The 14,685-nt window shown below is 34.6% G+C and carries 19 protein-coding genes; 18 read left to right on the forward strand and 1 reads right to left on the reverse strand.

All coding sequences use genetic code 11. The features are described 5' to 3' along the window. Positions 1-152: 152 nt before the first annotated feature. Together JCM12304_RS04685 and JCM12304_RS04690 are read left to right on the forward strand one after the other, a co-directional pair. A complete protein-coding gene (locus tag JCM12304_RS04685) occupies positions 153-347 on the forward strand; it encodes a helix-turn-helix transcriptional regulator (RefSeq protein ID WP_040954821.1) in 195 nt (64 codons plus the stop codon). Further along, the gene (locus JCM12304_RS04690) at positions 348-827 is read left to right on the forward strand and encodes a hypothetical protein (RefSeq protein ID WP_060678747.1); all 480 of its coding nucleotides are present in this window, start codon (positions 348-350) and stop codon (positions 825-827) included. 95 nt (positions 828-922) lie between these two features. On the opposite strand, the gene JCM12304_RS04695 is transcribed toward JCM12304_RS04690, so the two are convergent. Next, on the reverse strand, positions 923-1,663 hold the full coding sequence (locus JCM12304_RS04695) for a MerR family transcriptional regulator (RefSeq protein ID WP_060678749.1): 741 nt from the start codon (positions 1,661-1,663) through the stop codon (positions 923-925). Positions 1,664-1,751: 88 nt separating this feature from the next. Here JCM12304_RS04695 and JCM12304_RS04700 point away from each other — a divergent pair, with 88 nt between their 5' ends. The 16 genes from JCM12304_RS04700 to bioD all read left to right on the forward strand — a co-directional run bounded on the left by JCM12304_RS04700 (position 1,752) and on the right by bioD (position 14,682). After that, positions 1,752-2,456 carry a CPBP family intramembrane glutamic endopeptidase gene (locus JCM12304_RS04700; RefSeq protein WP_060678751.1) on the forward strand — a complete coding sequence of 235 codons (705 nt, stop codon included), beginning with the start codon at positions 1,752-1,754 and terminating at the stop codon, positions 2,454-2,456. Between the two features lie 102 nt (positions 2,457-2,558). Further along, positions 2,559-3,092 (forward strand): hypothetical protein, encoded by a 534-nt coding sequence (locus tag JCM12304_RS04705; RefSeq protein ID WP_060678752.1) that lies wholly within the window; start codon positions 2,559-2,561, stop codon positions 3,090-3,092. A gap of 318 nt (positions 3,093-3,410) precedes the next feature. Next, on the forward strand, positions 3,411-4,067 hold the full coding sequence (locus JCM12304_RS04710) for a Type 1 glutamine amidotransferase-like domain-containing protein (protein WP_060678754.1): 657 nt from the start codon (positions 3,411-3,413) through the stop codon (positions 4,065-4,067). 81 nt (positions 4,068-4,148) lie between these two features. Then, entirely contained in the window at positions 4,149-4,928 is a 780-nt protein-coding gene (locus JCM12304_RS04715) for a class I SAM-dependent methyltransferase (RefSeq protein WP_060678756.1), read from the forward strand. A 231-nt stretch (positions 4,929-5,159) separates the two neighbouring features. Continuing rightward, complete coding sequence (locus JCM12304_RS04720) at positions 5,160-6,026, forward strand: alpha/beta hydrolase (protein WP_060678758.1); 867 nt, start codon at positions 5,160-5,162, stop codon at positions 6,024-6,026. A 47-nt stretch (positions 6,027-6,073) separates the two neighbouring features. Then, positions 6,074-6,310 carry a hypothetical protein gene (locus tag JCM12304_RS19495; RefSeq protein ID WP_172675254.1) on the forward strand — a complete coding sequence of 79 codons (237 nt, stop codon included), beginning with the start codon at positions 6,074-6,076 and terminating at the stop codon, positions 6,308-6,310. 304 nt (positions 6,311-6,614) lie between these two features. Beyond that, positions 6,615-6,830 (forward strand): hypothetical protein, encoded by a 216-nt coding sequence (locus JCM12304_RS04730; protein ID WP_019376665.1) that lies wholly within the window; start codon positions 6,615-6,617, stop codon positions 6,828-6,830. 17 nt (positions 6,831-6,847) lie between these two features. Continuing rightward, positions 6,848-7,087: a hypothetical protein gene (locus tag JCM12304_RS04735; protein WP_019376666.1), complete on the forward strand. Its 240-nt coding sequence runs from the start codon at positions 6,848-6,850 to the stop codon at positions 7,085-7,087. A 311-nt stretch (positions 7,088-7,398) separates the two neighbouring features. Then, a complete protein-coding gene (locus JCM12304_RS04740) occupies positions 7,399-7,728 on the forward strand; it encodes a PadR family transcriptional regulator (protein ID WP_019376667.1) in 330 nt (109 codons plus the stop codon). After that, positions 7,725-8,129, forward strand: coding sequence for a permease prefix domain 1-containing protein (locus tag JCM12304_RS04745; RefSeq protein ID WP_019376668.1), 405 nt, complete (start codon positions 7,725-7,727; stop codon positions 8,127-8,129). Before JCM12304_RS04740 ends, JCM12304_RS04745 begins: the two co-directional genes overlap by 4 nt. After that, positions 8,126-8,773 carry a 2TM domain-containing protein gene (locus tag JCM12304_RS04750; protein WP_256200767.1) on the forward strand — a complete coding sequence of 216 codons (648 nt, stop codon included), beginning with the start codon at positions 8,126-8,128 and terminating at the stop codon, positions 8,771-8,773. Before JCM12304_RS04745 ends, JCM12304_RS04750 begins: the two co-directional genes overlap by 4 nt. A 52-nt stretch (positions 8,774-8,825) precedes the next feature. Further along, entirely contained in the window at positions 8,826-9,878 is a 1,053-nt protein-coding gene (locus JCM12304_RS04755; protein ID WP_040954831.1) for a serine hydrolase domain-containing protein, read from the forward strand. A gap of 347 nt (positions 9,879-10,225) precedes the next feature. Beyond that, positions 10,226-10,336 (forward strand): hypothetical protein, encoded by a 111-nt coding sequence (locus tag JCM12304_RS20290; RefSeq protein ID WP_476691340.1) that lies wholly within the window; start codon positions 10,226-10,228, stop codon positions 10,334-10,336. A gap of 762 nt (positions 10,337-11,098) precedes the next feature. Next, on the forward strand, positions 11,099-12,091 hold the full coding sequence (gene bioB / locus JCM12304_RS04760; protein ID WP_019376671.1) for a biotin synthase BioB: 993 nt from the start codon (positions 11,099-11,101) through the stop codon (positions 12,089-12,091). A 121-nt stretch (positions 12,092-12,212) separates the two neighbouring features. Then, positions 12,213-13,607, forward strand: a complete 1,395-nt coding sequence (bioA, locus tag JCM12304_RS04765; protein ID WP_019376672.1) for an adenosylmethionine--8-amino-7-oxononanoate transaminase — start codon at positions 12,213-12,215, stop codon at positions 13,605-13,607. Between the two features lie 373 nt (positions 13,608-13,980). After that, positions 13,981-14,682 carry a dethiobiotin synthase gene (gene bioD / locus JCM12304_RS04770; RefSeq protein WP_019376673.1) on the forward strand — a complete coding sequence of 234 codons (702 nt, stop codon included), beginning with the start codon at positions 13,981-13,983 and terminating at the stop codon, positions 14,680-14,682. Positions 14,683-14,685 lie beyond the last annotated feature (3 nt).

Genomic DNA, 14,685 nt, shown 5'->3' on the forward strand with positions numbered 1-14,685 from the left:
AGGGCATATGCAGGTAAGCAGAAGCCGATTTCTTTTATAAGAAGTTGGCTTTTTTATATTTCATGTAATATTTATCTTGTATTTTAGCAAGTTTAAATGTAAGATTAATATAACAATATGTTAGATATATATTCCATTATGTAGGTGAGTATATGGTAAGTAAAATGAAACTGGCTAGAGTAGAAGCAGGCCTAACCCAGGCACAACTTGCAAAGCAAGTAAATGCGACAAGGCAAACAATTGGATTAATTGAAAAAAGAGAATACAACCCCAGTTTGAATTTGTGTATTGCAATAGCCAAAGCATTAAATAAAACATTAGATGATTTATTTTGGGAAGGTGATTAAATGATACATTCATTTTTAAATGTTTTTTTACCAGAAGATGAATATAAACGTTTACGGGTTTTATATTTTATGGCTGAAGCAGCATTTCTAATTGGTGCACTGTTGATGTTGGGATCTGCTTTAAACAATTACTGGTTAGAGTGGAATTTTGGAGCAACTGAAGTAACTTTTATTCTCATGATGGTTCCAATGCTTATGGCGGGATATACATATTTCCGATACATCTTCTCAGGAATAGAACATACAGAAGTATCGAATAACCAAAGCTATAAAAAGGAACGGCGTGTTGCTGGCAAGCGTGCTTTGTCAGTGGGTGTTATATTTTTTATCATTCTCCTCATCGTTAAAGGGATTCCGAGCAACTATGGTGAGGGAATCGACCTGATTGCTCTTCCGATAGTTTTCATGCTTTTATATTTCCTTTTCGATTTAATTTCCCTAAAGCGTTCTGCGAAGAAAAATACTGATTTAGAGGATTAGGTCATCAAGCATAAAAATAGAGAAATGGATGGTATATACCCATCCATTTCTCTATTTTATAGGACAGGCGAAAAGAACTGCCGTGTGAAGCACCACTAATAGTCCTGATCTTCGTTTGATGCATAAGCAATACAACGTTCCACAAACTCAAGTACATCTTCCTCTATTGGAAATAGTCCTGTTTCCTCAGCAGGTAGCTTTCTAACCTCCCAGAACTTATCTGCTAACGCTGTATCCCCTGCAAAGGAATTATTTGAGACTTCTATTAACTTTAAAGCAATTTGGACGCCTTCTTCTGATTCCGGTTTAATATTGTGTTTTATACACCATTCTATTTGTCGCAACAGGGATATATATTGATGTGTCGTTTTATCATTATTACTCAGATTCGGTAGGGTGTTTTGTAAAATGACTTGTTCATGCTCCTGAAAATAATTGAGCCATTTTTTATGGTTCTTTCGTGAATTTTGTACAAGCTCGGAAACACGTTCCCAAGACAAAGATTCTTCTAAATCTATTAAGTTGATTAATGTGGTTGTATTGGAAATACTTGTTTGTATTTCTGATAGTTGTTCTTGTAAGTAATTGTAGTGAGAGATTAGGATTTGTTTATAGGAAAGCTTATCCAACATCCCGCGAATATCTTCTAATGGAAGGGAAAGGGATTTAAGAATCAATATCTTTTCTAATTGAAATAAGTCATCTTCAGAATAATATCGCTTTCCGTTAGCATCTTTAAAACTAGGTGTAAGGAGTTTAATCTGATCATAATATCGGAGTGTACGGACAGATATATTTCGCTGTTTAGATAACTCCCCAGTGGTCCATCGCTCCATTTCCTTCCCTCCTCAAAATAAAAACTTGCTGGTAACGTTACGTAACCTATTATAGTTGGATTATACCATAGGGGAAGAGGGGTAACGAATGGAAAGTAATCAAATGAACTGGAAAGAGAAAGACCAATGGGGTTTGAAAGAATTTATATTTTTAATGTTGCTGGAATTTGTATTTGTAATTGGTGGTATTAAATTCATTGTTCACCCAATTTATTTAAGCTGGTTTGAGAATGATTTATATGCTGGAACTTTCCTAGGGTTAACCATGGCGGTAATTCTAGTTCTAGGCGTTTATTTTATTGCCATCCGTCCAAAAAAACTCTCATGGAGTGAAGTAGGAATCAAACCATTCGCCAAAAAGGACTGGAAAATCATTATAATATATTCTGTAATTTTAATGGTTGGTGCTGTGTTAATTGTAGTTCTTACGAGTTTGATAGGTAATACTTATGAGAACAGTAAAACGGAAGCAATGCAGCAAAACGTAACTTTCTTTTCGTTGCTAATTGCTTTTATTTCTGCTGCAGTCATCTCACCCTTATATGAAGAAATTTTTTATCGCGGGTTTTTATATCGTTGGCTACGAACACGCATAGGGTTGAATGGAGCAATTTTGCTTAGTTCACTAATATTTACAGTTATTCATATACCCACATATAATGCGATGCCTGTAAACTTCTTTAGTGGAATTATCTTTGCATTGGCGTATGAACGAACAGACTCAATATGGCCATCAGTTATTATTCATGGTTTAACGAATGGGATTATGGTTCTATTGACAGGTTTAGCATGAAGCCATTGCTTAAAAATAGCGTAAACTCTAACAGTGCATGACGAGCTCTTACATTATAAATAAATGCCATGTAGGCTTAGAAAAGGATAAGGAAGTGACAATTTGGATTTTATTGCTTGGATGATTGTTATAAGTGAAATTGGATTTTGGGTTTTAATTTTGGCAGGGTTTATTACACGTTATATTTTTAAATTAAAGAGACTTGGTCTTTTCCTATTGGCCTTTACCCCAGTTATTGATTTACTATTACTGATTGCTACGAGTGTTGACTTATATCGTGGTGCCACCGCAACTAAAGTTCACGGTATTGCCGCTATTTATATTGGAGTTTCTATTGCATTTGGTAAGAGTATGATCTCTTGGGCTGATATACGATTTCAGTATTATGTGATGAAACAGGGAACAAAGCCTGTTAAAAGACACGGTCTCGAATATGCAAAACATTACTTTAAAAGCTGGGGACAACATGTACTCGCATATCTAATAGGTGGTGGAATATTATTCGGTCTAATTTACCTCATTAATGATCCCTCTCGAACGGAAGTATTGGCTGGATTTCTAAAAATATGGACGCTTGTATTAGGTATCGATTTTCTAGTTGCTATCAGTAATTTTATATGGCCGAAAAAAGCTTAGAGGAGAAGGTTAATTCTTTTATTTGCCTTCAGTTTACAGAAAGATAGGTTTCAACAAACGGCGTATATGAATGAAATGCGAGTTTATAAATGGAGATAATAATTCATGGAAATCTTCAGTAAAGGTTCTCTAATACCATAATCGGGCAAGGAAAGTTGAAAATGGTAATTTTTTTTCGTTTACAATAAAGGTTAGGATAATTTATATAAAAATTATTATTAATTTTAATTTTTAATTGTTCAGAATACGTGCTAATAAGATACAATATAACAGAATGAATAATTAAGAAAACAATTATACTTTGGTACGGGGGTACTTATGAGAATTCACTATTACTTAGGTTGGTTTAACGATCATTTTCCAGAAAATTTGGTCAGGTTGTTACAGGAGGATATAACTGATCGAAAATCGCTTGTTATGATTAGCTCAAATCCACTTTCTTATGAATATGATGGTTCTACTGAACGCGCTTGGCTTGACCAAGCTGGCATTATGTTTGATGAATATCATTTAATTAATTATCGCGTAAAGAAAGAAGATGCTCACACGTTAGTTCAACATGCTTCAGTCATTTTCTTGCTGGGTGGAGATGCCCTTAAACAAAATTACTTTTTAAAGGAGTATGAACTGTCGAATGGAATAAAAAGTAGCAGTGCAATTGTGATGGGTGCAAGTGCTGGTGCGATTAACATGTCTGCTAAATGGTTATGCTCAAAAAGATTTGGGTTTAACGTTGAAACAAGCGCTGTTTTAGATGGAATCGGCCTTGGAGATTTTTCAGTTTTGTCTCATTTTGATCTTGAAAATAACTTTACGCTGGTTCAGACCGAGCTGTCTGCTTTATCGGAAGAAATGGATATATATGCTTCGAACAAGGATTGCGCTATACGTATAAAGGGTGACAAAACTGACATCCTTGGCAATGTATATCTAATTTCCCACTCCAAGGTACAAAAATTAAAGGAAACGCTTTAGTTATTTTAATAATTTTATGGGGCTTGATAAAAAGAAACGCTAAAACAACAGGTTAATTTCTATACTAGGGGGAGCAAGATAATGGATGTAACAAAACATAATAGTGATGCCTGGGATAAAAAGGTAGATGAGGGGTCTAGATATACGCAACAAGTGAGCAGTGAAACGATTAAAAGGAGCAAAGCTGGTCAATGGGAAATCTCCGTTACAACAGAAAAATCAGTTCCGAGAGATTGGTTCCCTGAAGTTTTAGAAGGATTAAAAGTATTATGTTTGGCATCTGGTGGTGGACAGCAAGCGCCAGTTTTAGCTGCTGCTGGAGCAGAGGTAACAGTTACTGATATTTCTAAAAAGCAATTAGAGAAAGATGAAATGGTAGCTAGACGAGATGGGCTAAGCTTAAGAACGGTCCAGGGCGATATGTCGGACCTAAGTGGTTTTGAGGACGAGTATTTTGATATTGTTGTTAATCCAGTTTCAAACTTGTTTGTTAAGGATGTAAAACCTGTGTGGAAGGAAGTATCAAGGGTTTTAAAAAATAAAGGTATTCTAATTGCTGGATTTACGAATCCTTTGCTATGGATTTTCGATGATAACCAAGAAAGAAAAGGTATTCTTGATGTGAAACACTCCATACCTTCTTCGACATTAGATTATTTGCCAAAGGATGAAATACAAGACTATATTAAATCAAATAACACCATAGAGTATGCGCATACGTTGGAAGATCAAATACAAGGACAGATTGAGGCTGGATTTGTTATTTCCGGTTTTTATGAGGATGATTTTGCTGGTACAAGAATGATAGACAATTACATAAAGACCTTCATTGCTACAAAGGCAATAAAATTAAATTCTTAATACATGGGAAGGAGATTACAAGTATATCTTGGGATGCAACGAATGCGCTTTCCCGCATGTTGATGAACAACCTTTTAAGTATAATACCGTTCAAGGATTGGTTCAGATTGTGAAACATATAGCTTTGCCATCCGTATAAGGAAATAAATAATTAACGATGCAATGAAGAAAAAAATGAGGATGGGTATCTAACAATCTTAATTTGGACACGGGAGGGGAGGTGGGAGAGGGATGAAAAAGAGATTATTGTTGATTTCAGTAGGTGTTTTAGGGGTGCTTCTAATTGGTACTGGGATTTATTTTTTTCAAGATACAGAGACCAGTTCTGCCGGAACAAGCACCAATGGTCAATTACTTAGCAAAGCAAAGGAATGGTCTGAAAATTTGGATCCCGATATACTAAACCTTCCATCCTTTGATGGATTAAATTTAAAAGCATCGTTTATTAAGAATGAAGCAGATACACATAATGTAGCTATCCTTGCACACGGATTCGATGGTACAAAAAAAAGCATGGAACTTCAAGCTAAATTTTACTATGACCAGGGATTCGATATTCTTATGCCCGATTCCCGTGGTAACGGAAACAGTGAAGGAAATGGAATAGAGTATGGTTGGCATGATCATCTTGTTGCAGATATGGTGAGCTGGGTTCATAAGATGATTAATGATTACGGGGCGGAAAATATCATTTTACATGGGCGATCCATGGGGGCGGCAGTTGCGCTTGGAGCAAGCGGTGAAAATCTGCCACCGGAAGTGAAAGGTATTGTTGCAGTTAGTGGATATACATCGGTAAAAGAGCAATTGACCCACCTTGGCGAAACAAATCTACTATCAAAAATGGAGTCGGGCTTTAGACTTGAGGAAACAGGTGCTATTGATCAAGTAAAACAAAATACGCGACCATTATTTATAATCCATGGTAAAGCTGATGACAGCGTTCCGCCAGAAATGGGGAAACGTATTTATGATGCTGCCGGTGGTGATAAAAAATTATGGCTAGTACCCAAGGTTGGCCATTTAGAGATCTTCGAAACTGTAACAAAAGAGTTTTATGAACGTGTGGAAGCATTTATCGATAATGCGCTTGATTAGGTTTTTGAAGGGATTGAATAATAATGAAATCTTGGTTGTCGTTTTTTTTGCCTGATGATGAATATAGAGAGAAAATGATGCTATATTTTTTTGGTGAAAGTGCGATAATTCTCCTACTCTTCCTGGTTGGATTGATTATATACAGTAATTATTTTGATATATCAGTCGTTAACGCCCTATTAATATCCATAGTAATTTTCCTTCTATATATCACAGGAAGATATGTAGCTTCTGGAATAGAATACACTGAAGTTACAACAGATAAGGCATATAAAAAGTATTAAAAATTCTAGTCATAAGAGTAATTGGTTTTTTTGTGATTCTCATATCAGTGTACTTATTATTGGAGGGACCTGATAAATGGTTAAGGCTTATATTATTAACACTAAGTGCTAGTATAATTTGGTTCTTTATCAGCCTTATTTCCTTAAAGCGATCATATAACAAAAATAAGAATTTATTGTAATTAGGGATTGGAAAGAGGAAAAGAAGATAATTCAATTAACGGGCGTAGTTGTGGAAGAAGCATTGTGCCTAAATAGGGCCAGATTATTTAACAGAGTCATAAATCTTAGGGGGTGTGAAATAGTGTGTTTTTATGATTGGAAAATTGAAATGCCAGATGATTTAAAGCCGTATATAGATACTGAAAATAAAAGAATGGCAATTCTTACAGTTGAAGATGATGAAATTCATATGGCTTTGGAATTTGATGAAAACAACAATTTAGTTATGCATCCACGTTGGAATATAAACATTGTTATCTTAGGAGATAAACATCTGAAATTTACTACAAACTCTTAAAGGGACGTGTTTTTTTTATGCCAAAACGTTATATTGCGATTACGTATGATGTTTGTGAACATAATGATTTATATGAGGATATGAATGAATATATTTTAGATTCTTCTACTGAAATGGATAAGCAAGTGAAGGAATTTGCTAAAAAAGATGTTGCTCCTCTAATTAAAGTTTATGAATCATTTACAGATGATTTTAAAGATATTACGCTATACAAACAGTATAAATTTAAAGAATATGAATGCGATTGTGAACAGTAGTATTCGAGAATCGGGCCATTTTGCAGAGTAAGTTTTCTTTATAGTACTAGTTATTATAAATGCTGCTTTTATGATGTTAATGTTTACCGTTAACATTCCATAAATAATTTCTATTTATAATAAAGATTACGATGAATAATATCAATGAGTATATAAAGTTAATTCCCTTCAGAATTACTCTGAGGGGTTATTTTTTATAAATTCCAATCCTAAAATTTCTATTTAAATCGATAATTACTTTGACAGATAGGGTAATTTTGGTTATTATTACTCTGTTAGGTAGAGTAGTTTACGTACAAGGAAGTGTTTATTTGATAAGAAGTGATATAATTCGTGGTCATTTGGATTCGATTATTCTTTGCTTGGTCTTGGAAAAGGATAGATACGGGTATGAAATATCAAAAGAGATTAGTTTGCGTACTGATAATAAATTTCAAATAAAGGAAGCAACACTGTATGCCGTGTTTCAGAGACTTGAGAAGAAGGATCTAATTGAATCTTACTATGGTAGTGTTTCAAAAGGGGGAAAAAGAAAGTATTACAGAATAACAACGCTTGGAAAAGCATATTTAAAAGAAACTGCAGAAGAATGGAAGGTCACGAAGGAAATTATTGATTTATTTATGGAGGGATTAAATTGAATCAATTAAGAAAACATGTTGATGAGTTATTTAAAGAAATTCCAGACAGTGGGAAAAAGGCTACAATCATGCAAGAAGTCATGCAAAATCTTGAAGAAAAAGTTTTGGATTTAATGGAGCAAGGCAAAGCAGAGGATGACGCCATAAATAAAACTATCGTTGAGTTTGGTGATATTGAAGATTTAAAAAAAGAGCTTGATGTAAAACTACCAGCTAAAAACAACTTAAGAAAACTAAATTTAGGTTATTCTATTTGGGGAAGTTTTCTAATCATTTCATTGTTTATATTTATTAATCTCTATTATACACCTAATGTGATATGGTTCGTGTATCCCACATTTGCTGTTTTATGGTGGCCTTTAACTATGTATTTCAGCTGGAAGAAAGCGAAAAAGGGGTGAGTTACTTGAGAAAATTAGAGCTTGGTTTTGTAGTAACAGGTAGTATACTGACTATTATATTTTTAATAGTAGTAAACTTTATAACAGGTTCTCACCATATTTGGTTTATTTATCCTGCATTAGCATTATTACTTGGCCCAATTGGCATATACTGTCGGCAAAAAAAGAATTACACTTTATTTTCCATATTAACCAGCCTATTGCTTATATTGTTTCTTATCGTGGAGAACTATAGGAGTACACCTGAATATCCGTGGTTTTTATTTTCAGTGGCTCCATTAATAGCGTGGCCAACTTTGGTGTATCTAGGTAATCAATCAAAAAAAATGACAGTCGCAGTTATAGGTAGTGCGATTATTATCTTATATTATTTGATTTTAAATGTGCTTTTATCACCTGGATATCCATGGGTGATGTTTCCGGCGTTTGCTGTGTTATGGTGGCCGCTTACATTATATCATGTAAAGAGAAAGTCATATTTTAAATTCTCAATATACGCAAGTTTATTAATTAGTATATTTTTTATTAGTGTAAATGTTATTTCTTCACCGCATGTAATTTGGGCAGTTTATCCAATTTTTGTTGTGCTTTGGTGGCCATTGAGTATGTATTATTTCGTTTATAAAAGAAAACTTGAATTATGAATTAAGGGATTCAAAAGACAAATTAAACATATTTAGGTAGGGAGGGATTTTGGTGCAGAAAAAAATAAGAGACATTGATTTAGGGTTAAAAAATATTTGTGGAAAATACAATATTCCGGGAATATCAGTATGTTTGACAGATGCAAACCGTGCTGAGTGGAAAAATGTGTACGGAGTCCGAAGTGTGGAAACAGGTGAACCGTTACAGGTTGATGACCAGTTTCGAGCTGGAAGCATCACGAAAACCTTGATTGCAGTTATTATCATGCAATTAAAAGAAGAGGGAAAACTATCAATAAATCAAACGATTAATGCCATTCTGGATGGTGTGCTGCAACAAGAATCTACACTAACTATAAAACATTTACTTAATCATACGAGCGGATTGGAGGATTACCTTTGGGTTGAAAATGAGGGTCAACCAATGATATCCAAATTTGATACGGCACCGGAAATACAATTTTCACCCGATTTTTTAGTTAAAGAAGCATTGCTGGCTGCTGGTCGCTTTGCACCTGGTGAAGGTTTTTATTACAGCAACACAAATTACATATTATTAGGGCTAATTATTGAAAAAATAACAGGTGCAACAATATCAGAAATTATAAATAAAAGAATTTTAGAACCTTTATTGATGAAACAGACATATTTTCCTAAGACATTTTATATTAATACTTCTTATGCCAACGGACATTCCAAATTTACACAAGATTTCCAGCCATCGGATCAAATTGTCTATGAATATAAAGATTTAAATATTTCCCTTGCATGGACAGCAGGTGCCCTTGTTTCTACACCTGCCGATTTAAATAGATTTATGATTGGACTCTTTAACAATAAAATCATCTCTGAAGAATCATTAGAAGAGATGATGACATTTAAAGAGACAGGCGATAATGGGCAAAGTTATGGGTTGGGCCTTTATCAATTTAAAGATCAACAAAAAACAGCAATCGGACATCCTGGTGGTATTTCGGGCTATGAAACAGTCATGCTTCACTACCCAGATGACGATATTTATATGACTGTCATGATTAATCAAATGCCAGCTGGAGCAACTTCAATTGCTGCCGAATTGTATGATAGTTTTAAAGTACTAGAATAATGATGATTTTTAGAAGAGAAATAAACTAATTGTAGTTCTTACTTTATGAATAGATTGATGCTTTTTTAAAACACTGTGTTTTTATATATGAATTGAGCAAATATTAATTTGTATAGTTTTCTCCAGTATTTATAATATCTATTATTGAAGTAACTGGTGCATTACCCCAACAACGGTAATGCTTCTTTTATAGGTATTTGGCAGTTTAATGGAATAATTCTAAATTAAATAAGTGGGGTTCCGGTCGGAACGACACTATTCGCTGTATTTATAATGGGAATTTTAATAGGGATTTATTTCCTGGTGTAGCGGGAATTTTTGAAATCCTTGGTGTTCAGTATCAATCAATCTGGTCATTAATTATTTTTGTAATAAGTATCTTTATCCTGGGATTACCAGTTGATTTAGTTTTAGTGCTATGGCTGATTTATCTGTTGAAAAAATACGAGGAAAGATAACAGCATTTGTTATCCGATTTCTTTTTGGTTTTGTGACAAACTGGGGTGTTATTTTTATAGTGGTGCATTTATGAGTGGTATTAATCTTTCACTTTGAGCAAAGTTGGTTATTTCAATGATATTAACTTTTTTTGAGTCGATATTTGGAAATGAAAAAACAAACACAAAGAGGCAACAGTTTAATATTTTGTTTGACAAGTTTGTTCCGTTAAAGGACGCTATTCTGGAGGAAAGATACTCTGACCTACTTTAAAAATAAGAACCATCTAATTGATATAGCGCTAATAAGACTGCACTTTTTATAGGGTGCAGTTTTTTATATTTGTAAAGTAAATAACTGAATCATACGTTGTAAATGGTATAGATATATTTATAGGCAAGGCAGTGAATGCTACGCCTGTCTGATAAGAAAACAGATAGGTATTAAACAATTCAGGATGACAGTGAATTTTTAGATAACATGTCAATCCTTTACAGCAATTGAAAATTAATAAGAAAAATTTATGAAACATATAAATTCATATTTATAAAATAAAAAAACTTGCTATTTTATTTTATAATCTGCTATCCTATTAATTGTTAACCGAATATATTAGGGGTTTACAATAAAAGTGAAGAATCTAACTATGTGAAAAATATGTAAGCAGGCATCTTTAAATCTATCAACTGGAAGCTATTTATGGCATTACTGCTATCAGGGGGGAATTTTAATACGTTAGCCCTCTTTTTAGTAGGTGAGTGCCTAAAACAAGGAGGATTTAAATGTTGAATTTTAAAGCATTAGCAAACGACGTCATAAAAGGTTATGAGATTACAGAGGAAGAAGCTATGGAAATTTTAGAATGTCCAGACGGGGAAATTCTTGAGTTGCTTAATAGTGCCTACCTAATTCGAAAACAGTATTTTGGAAATAAAGTTAAATTAAATATGATTATTAATACAAAGTCTGGAGCCTGTCCAGAAAATTGTGGGTATTGCGCACAGTCAAGGGACTCTACTAATCCAATTGAAAAATACCGGATGATGGAAAAAGAAACAATTGTAAGTGGGGCAGAAAGAGCACACCAACTAAATTCAGGTACTTATTGCATCGTTGCTAGCGGACGTGGACCAACCACCCGTGAATTAAATCAAGTCACCAGTGCCGTCAAAGAAATAAAAGAAAAATATGATTTAAAAATATGTGCTTGCTTAGGAATTCTTAAACCTGGACAAGCAGACCAACTAAAGGAAGCCGGTGTTGATCGGTATAATCATAATATCAACACATCAGAAAAGCATCATGATACTATTACAACCAGTCACAGCTATCAAGACCGCGTTGAAACAGTTAATAAGGCGAAGGATGCTGGTATTTCACCATGTTCGGGTGTCATTGTTGGAATGAAAGAAACAAAAGAAGACGTCATACATATGGCTATAGCACTGAAAGAATTAGATGCTGATTCCATCCCTGTTAACTTTCTTCATGCAATGGAAGGAACGTTATTAGAGGGAACTGATGAATTAAACCCATTATATTGTTTAAAAGTATTGAGTCTTTTTCGCTTTATTAATCCATCTAAAGAAATCCGTATTTCTGGGGGGCGTGAAGTGAACTTGCGTAGTTTACAGCCACTTGGTTTGTATGCAGCAAACTCTATTTTTATAGGAGACTATTTAACAACTGCTGGACAAGAAGGGACGAAGGATCACCAAATGTTAAAGGATTTAGGATTTGAGGTTGACTATGAAGGGAGCGAAATGCCTGTTTAAAGCTTGAATTTGTTTTCGTCTACTTCAACCTGAAGAAGCAATAGTACCTACTTCTATTTAGTTGCTAGTTGCTTTAGATTAGATCAGTTGGTTAATAAATACAGTGTATGGAGGAATAGTATTGTCTAAGCACAATGAATTAATAAAGAAAAGTAAAAAACATCTTTGGTTACCGTTTACACAAATGAAAGATTACGATAAAGATCCCTTAATAATTGAAAGTGGGACCGGGGTTAGGGTGACAGATACAGAAGGAAAATCATACTATGATGGATTTTCCTCTGTATGGTTAAATGTACATGGTCATCGAAAAAAAGAACTAGATGAAGCTATTCAGGAACAATTAATGAAAATTTCACATTCCACGCTACTTGGGATGACTAATCAACCGGCTACGGAATTAGCTGAACGGTTAGCTCGTATAACACCAGATGGCATGGACCGTATTTTTTATTCTGATAGTGGTGCGGAAGCAGTTGAGATTGCACTCAAAATGGCCTATCAGTATTGGAAAAACATAGGAGTTGAAGGTAAAAATAAATTTATCACTATGAAGAATGGGTATCATGGAGATACAATCGGTGCTGTTAGCGTTGGTGCAGTCGAAATTTTTCATCGAATCTTTGAACCGTTGATGTTTGATAGTTTCCATGTTCCGTTTCCATATGTATATAGGCATCCAAGTGGTGACTCAGAAATATGTAAGGAAGAATGTTTACTAGAATTAAAGAAGACTTTGGAAAAGCATCATAATGAAATTGCAGCTCTTACGATGGAATCAATGATGCAAGGAGCTGGGGGAATGGTTTTAATGCCACCTGGTTTCTTATCCGGTGTCAAAGCACTTTGTGTGGAGTATGATGTTCTATTAATTATTGATGAAGTAGCTACTGGTTTTGGTCGAACTGGAAAGATGTTTGCTTGTGAGCATGAAGAAGTCGTGCCGGACATAATGACAGTCGGAAAGGGGATAACAGGAGGATATTTACCGATAGCTGCTACAATCTCAACTGAACGAATATATGAAGCTTTTTACGATGATTATAAGAATATGAAGACATTGTTCCACGGGCATTCTTACACAGGAAATCAACTAGGATGTGCGGTGGCTCTTGCAAACCTTGATTTATTTGAAAAAGAAAATGTTGTTGAAAATGTACAAACAAAAGCAAACATAGTGCAAAGTGAATTAGAATCATTCTATCAACTTGATCATGTTGGAGATATTAGGCAAATCGGATTTATGGTAGGAATTGAATTAGTCCTAAATAAACAAACTAAAGAACCTTTTCCTTTTGAGGAAAGAATCGGTTATGAGGTCTCTCTGAAAATGCGTGAACTGGGAATGCTGACTAGGCCGGTAGGGGATACACTTGTATTTATGCCACCACTCTCTAGTTCTCAACAAGAACTACGTGAAATGATCAGTATCATGCGTGAAGCGATCCAAATAGTAACTAAAATCAAGGGTTCCCATGTGACATCTCTCAGAGAAAATAGATGTAGTAGAGGGTGACAATATTTTTCATATCCTGAGAAAAGAGTATAAGGTGAGTGTTACGAGAACGTCATTTGAAGAACGGGGGCCATTTGTACTAATTATTTTCTGTTGTAAAAGATGCACGATAAGGACTATAGAGAAAAAAGAACAGAGAATGGTGGATCTCGTTTAATAACATGCACTCTAAAAGTATATAAACAACTAGAAAAGACAATAGCCGCATTTGCCAATTAAAGAAGCGATTGTTTTAACGAGGGCGTGCTCTCTTGTTGCGATTATAGCTTTACGTCGCGTCACAAGTGACAATGGTTAACTTTGCTCAGTTAAAATGATCGTTTACATATGTACTATTGTTTTCCAAAAATCAGTAATAAATGGGGAGTATAAAATGAAAACAAAAGGTTTATTTGTAACTGGAACGGATACCGGTATCGGCAAAACTTTTGTAGGTGGGGGTATAGCAGGAGCGTTAAGAAAACAAGGGATAAATGTTGGTGTTTTTAAGCCTATGTTGAGTGGAGAAAAACGAGACGAACCCATGAGTGATACTGCTATACTTAAAAAAATATCTGGTGATAATAATTCATACGAACAAATTACACCCTTTCAATTTAATGAACCGTTAGCGCCATATATTGCAGCAAAAAGAGAAGGTAAAACTATATCACTGGAAGCTATCATGGACTCCTGGAATGCAATTAAAGAAACACATGAATTTTTCATCGTTGAAGGAGCAGGGGGGCTTGGTGTTCCATTCGGAAAAAACTATCTCGCTGCTGATGTGGCTAAAGCAATCGGATTTCCGCTTCTGATTATAGCAAGGGTTGATCTTGGGACGGTCAATCATACTTGGTTAACGGTTCAAATAGCAAAAAGTATGGGACTTGAAATTGCTGGTATCGTACTGAACGGTTTGGAAGAAGGAAACCAAGGAATAGCAGAAGAAACCAATCCAGATCTTATTGAAGAGATGACAGGAATTCCTGTGTTAGCTGTCCTTCCAAAATTAACAACGTTCAATCATGAGTATTTAATTGAAAAAATTCATGATTTAATACCGCTCCATTATTTTTATGAAAATATAAGATGAATA

The sequence above is a fragment of the Virgibacillus halodenitrificans JCM 12304 genome, assembly GCF_001310895.1.
Classification (GTDB): domain Bacteria; phylum Bacillota; class Bacilli; order Bacillales; family Amphibacillaceae; genus Virgibacillus_Q; species Virgibacillus_Q halodenitrificans.

Excerpts from the sequence above, each read along its gene's own strand:
- JCM12304_RS04685 (WP_040954821.1), top strand. The coding sequence starts at position 153 with ATGGTAAGTAAAATGAAACTGGCTAGAGTAGAAGCAGGCCTAACCCAG.
- JCM12304_RS04690 (WP_060678747.1), top strand. The coding sequence starts at position 348 with ATGATACATTCATTTTTAAATGTTTTTTTACCAGAAGATGAATATAAA.
- JCM12304_RS04695 (WP_060678749.1), bottom strand. The coding sequence starts at position 1,663 with ATGGAGCGATGGACCACTGGGGAGTTATCTAAACAGCGAAATATATCT.
- JCM12304_RS04700 (WP_060678751.1), top strand. The coding sequence starts at position 1,752 with ATGGAAAGTAATCAAATGAACTGGAAAGAGAAAGACCAATGGGGTTTG.
- JCM12304_RS04710 (WP_060678754.1), top strand. The coding sequence starts at position 3,411 with ATGAGAATTCACTATTACTTAGGTTGGTTTAACGATCATTTTCCAGAA.
- JCM12304_RS04715 (WP_060678756.1), top strand. The coding sequence starts at position 4,149 with ATGGATGTAACAAAACATAATAGTGATGCCTGGGATAAAAAGGTAGAT.
- JCM12304_RS04720 (WP_060678758.1), top strand. The coding sequence starts at position 5,160 with ATGAAAAAGAGATTATTGTTGATTTCAGTAGGTGTTTTAGGGGTGCTT.
- JCM12304_RS04735 (WP_019376666.1), top strand. The coding sequence starts at position 6,848 with ATGCCAAAACGTTATATTGCGATTACGTATGATGTTTGTGAACATAAT.
- bioB (WP_019376671.1), top strand. The coding sequence starts at position 11,099 with ATGTTGAATTTTAAAGCATTAGCAAACGACGTCATAAAAGGTTATGAG.
- bioD (WP_019376673.1), top strand. The coding sequence starts at position 13,981 with ATGAAAACAAAAGGTTTATTTGTAACTGGAACGGATACCGGTATCGGC.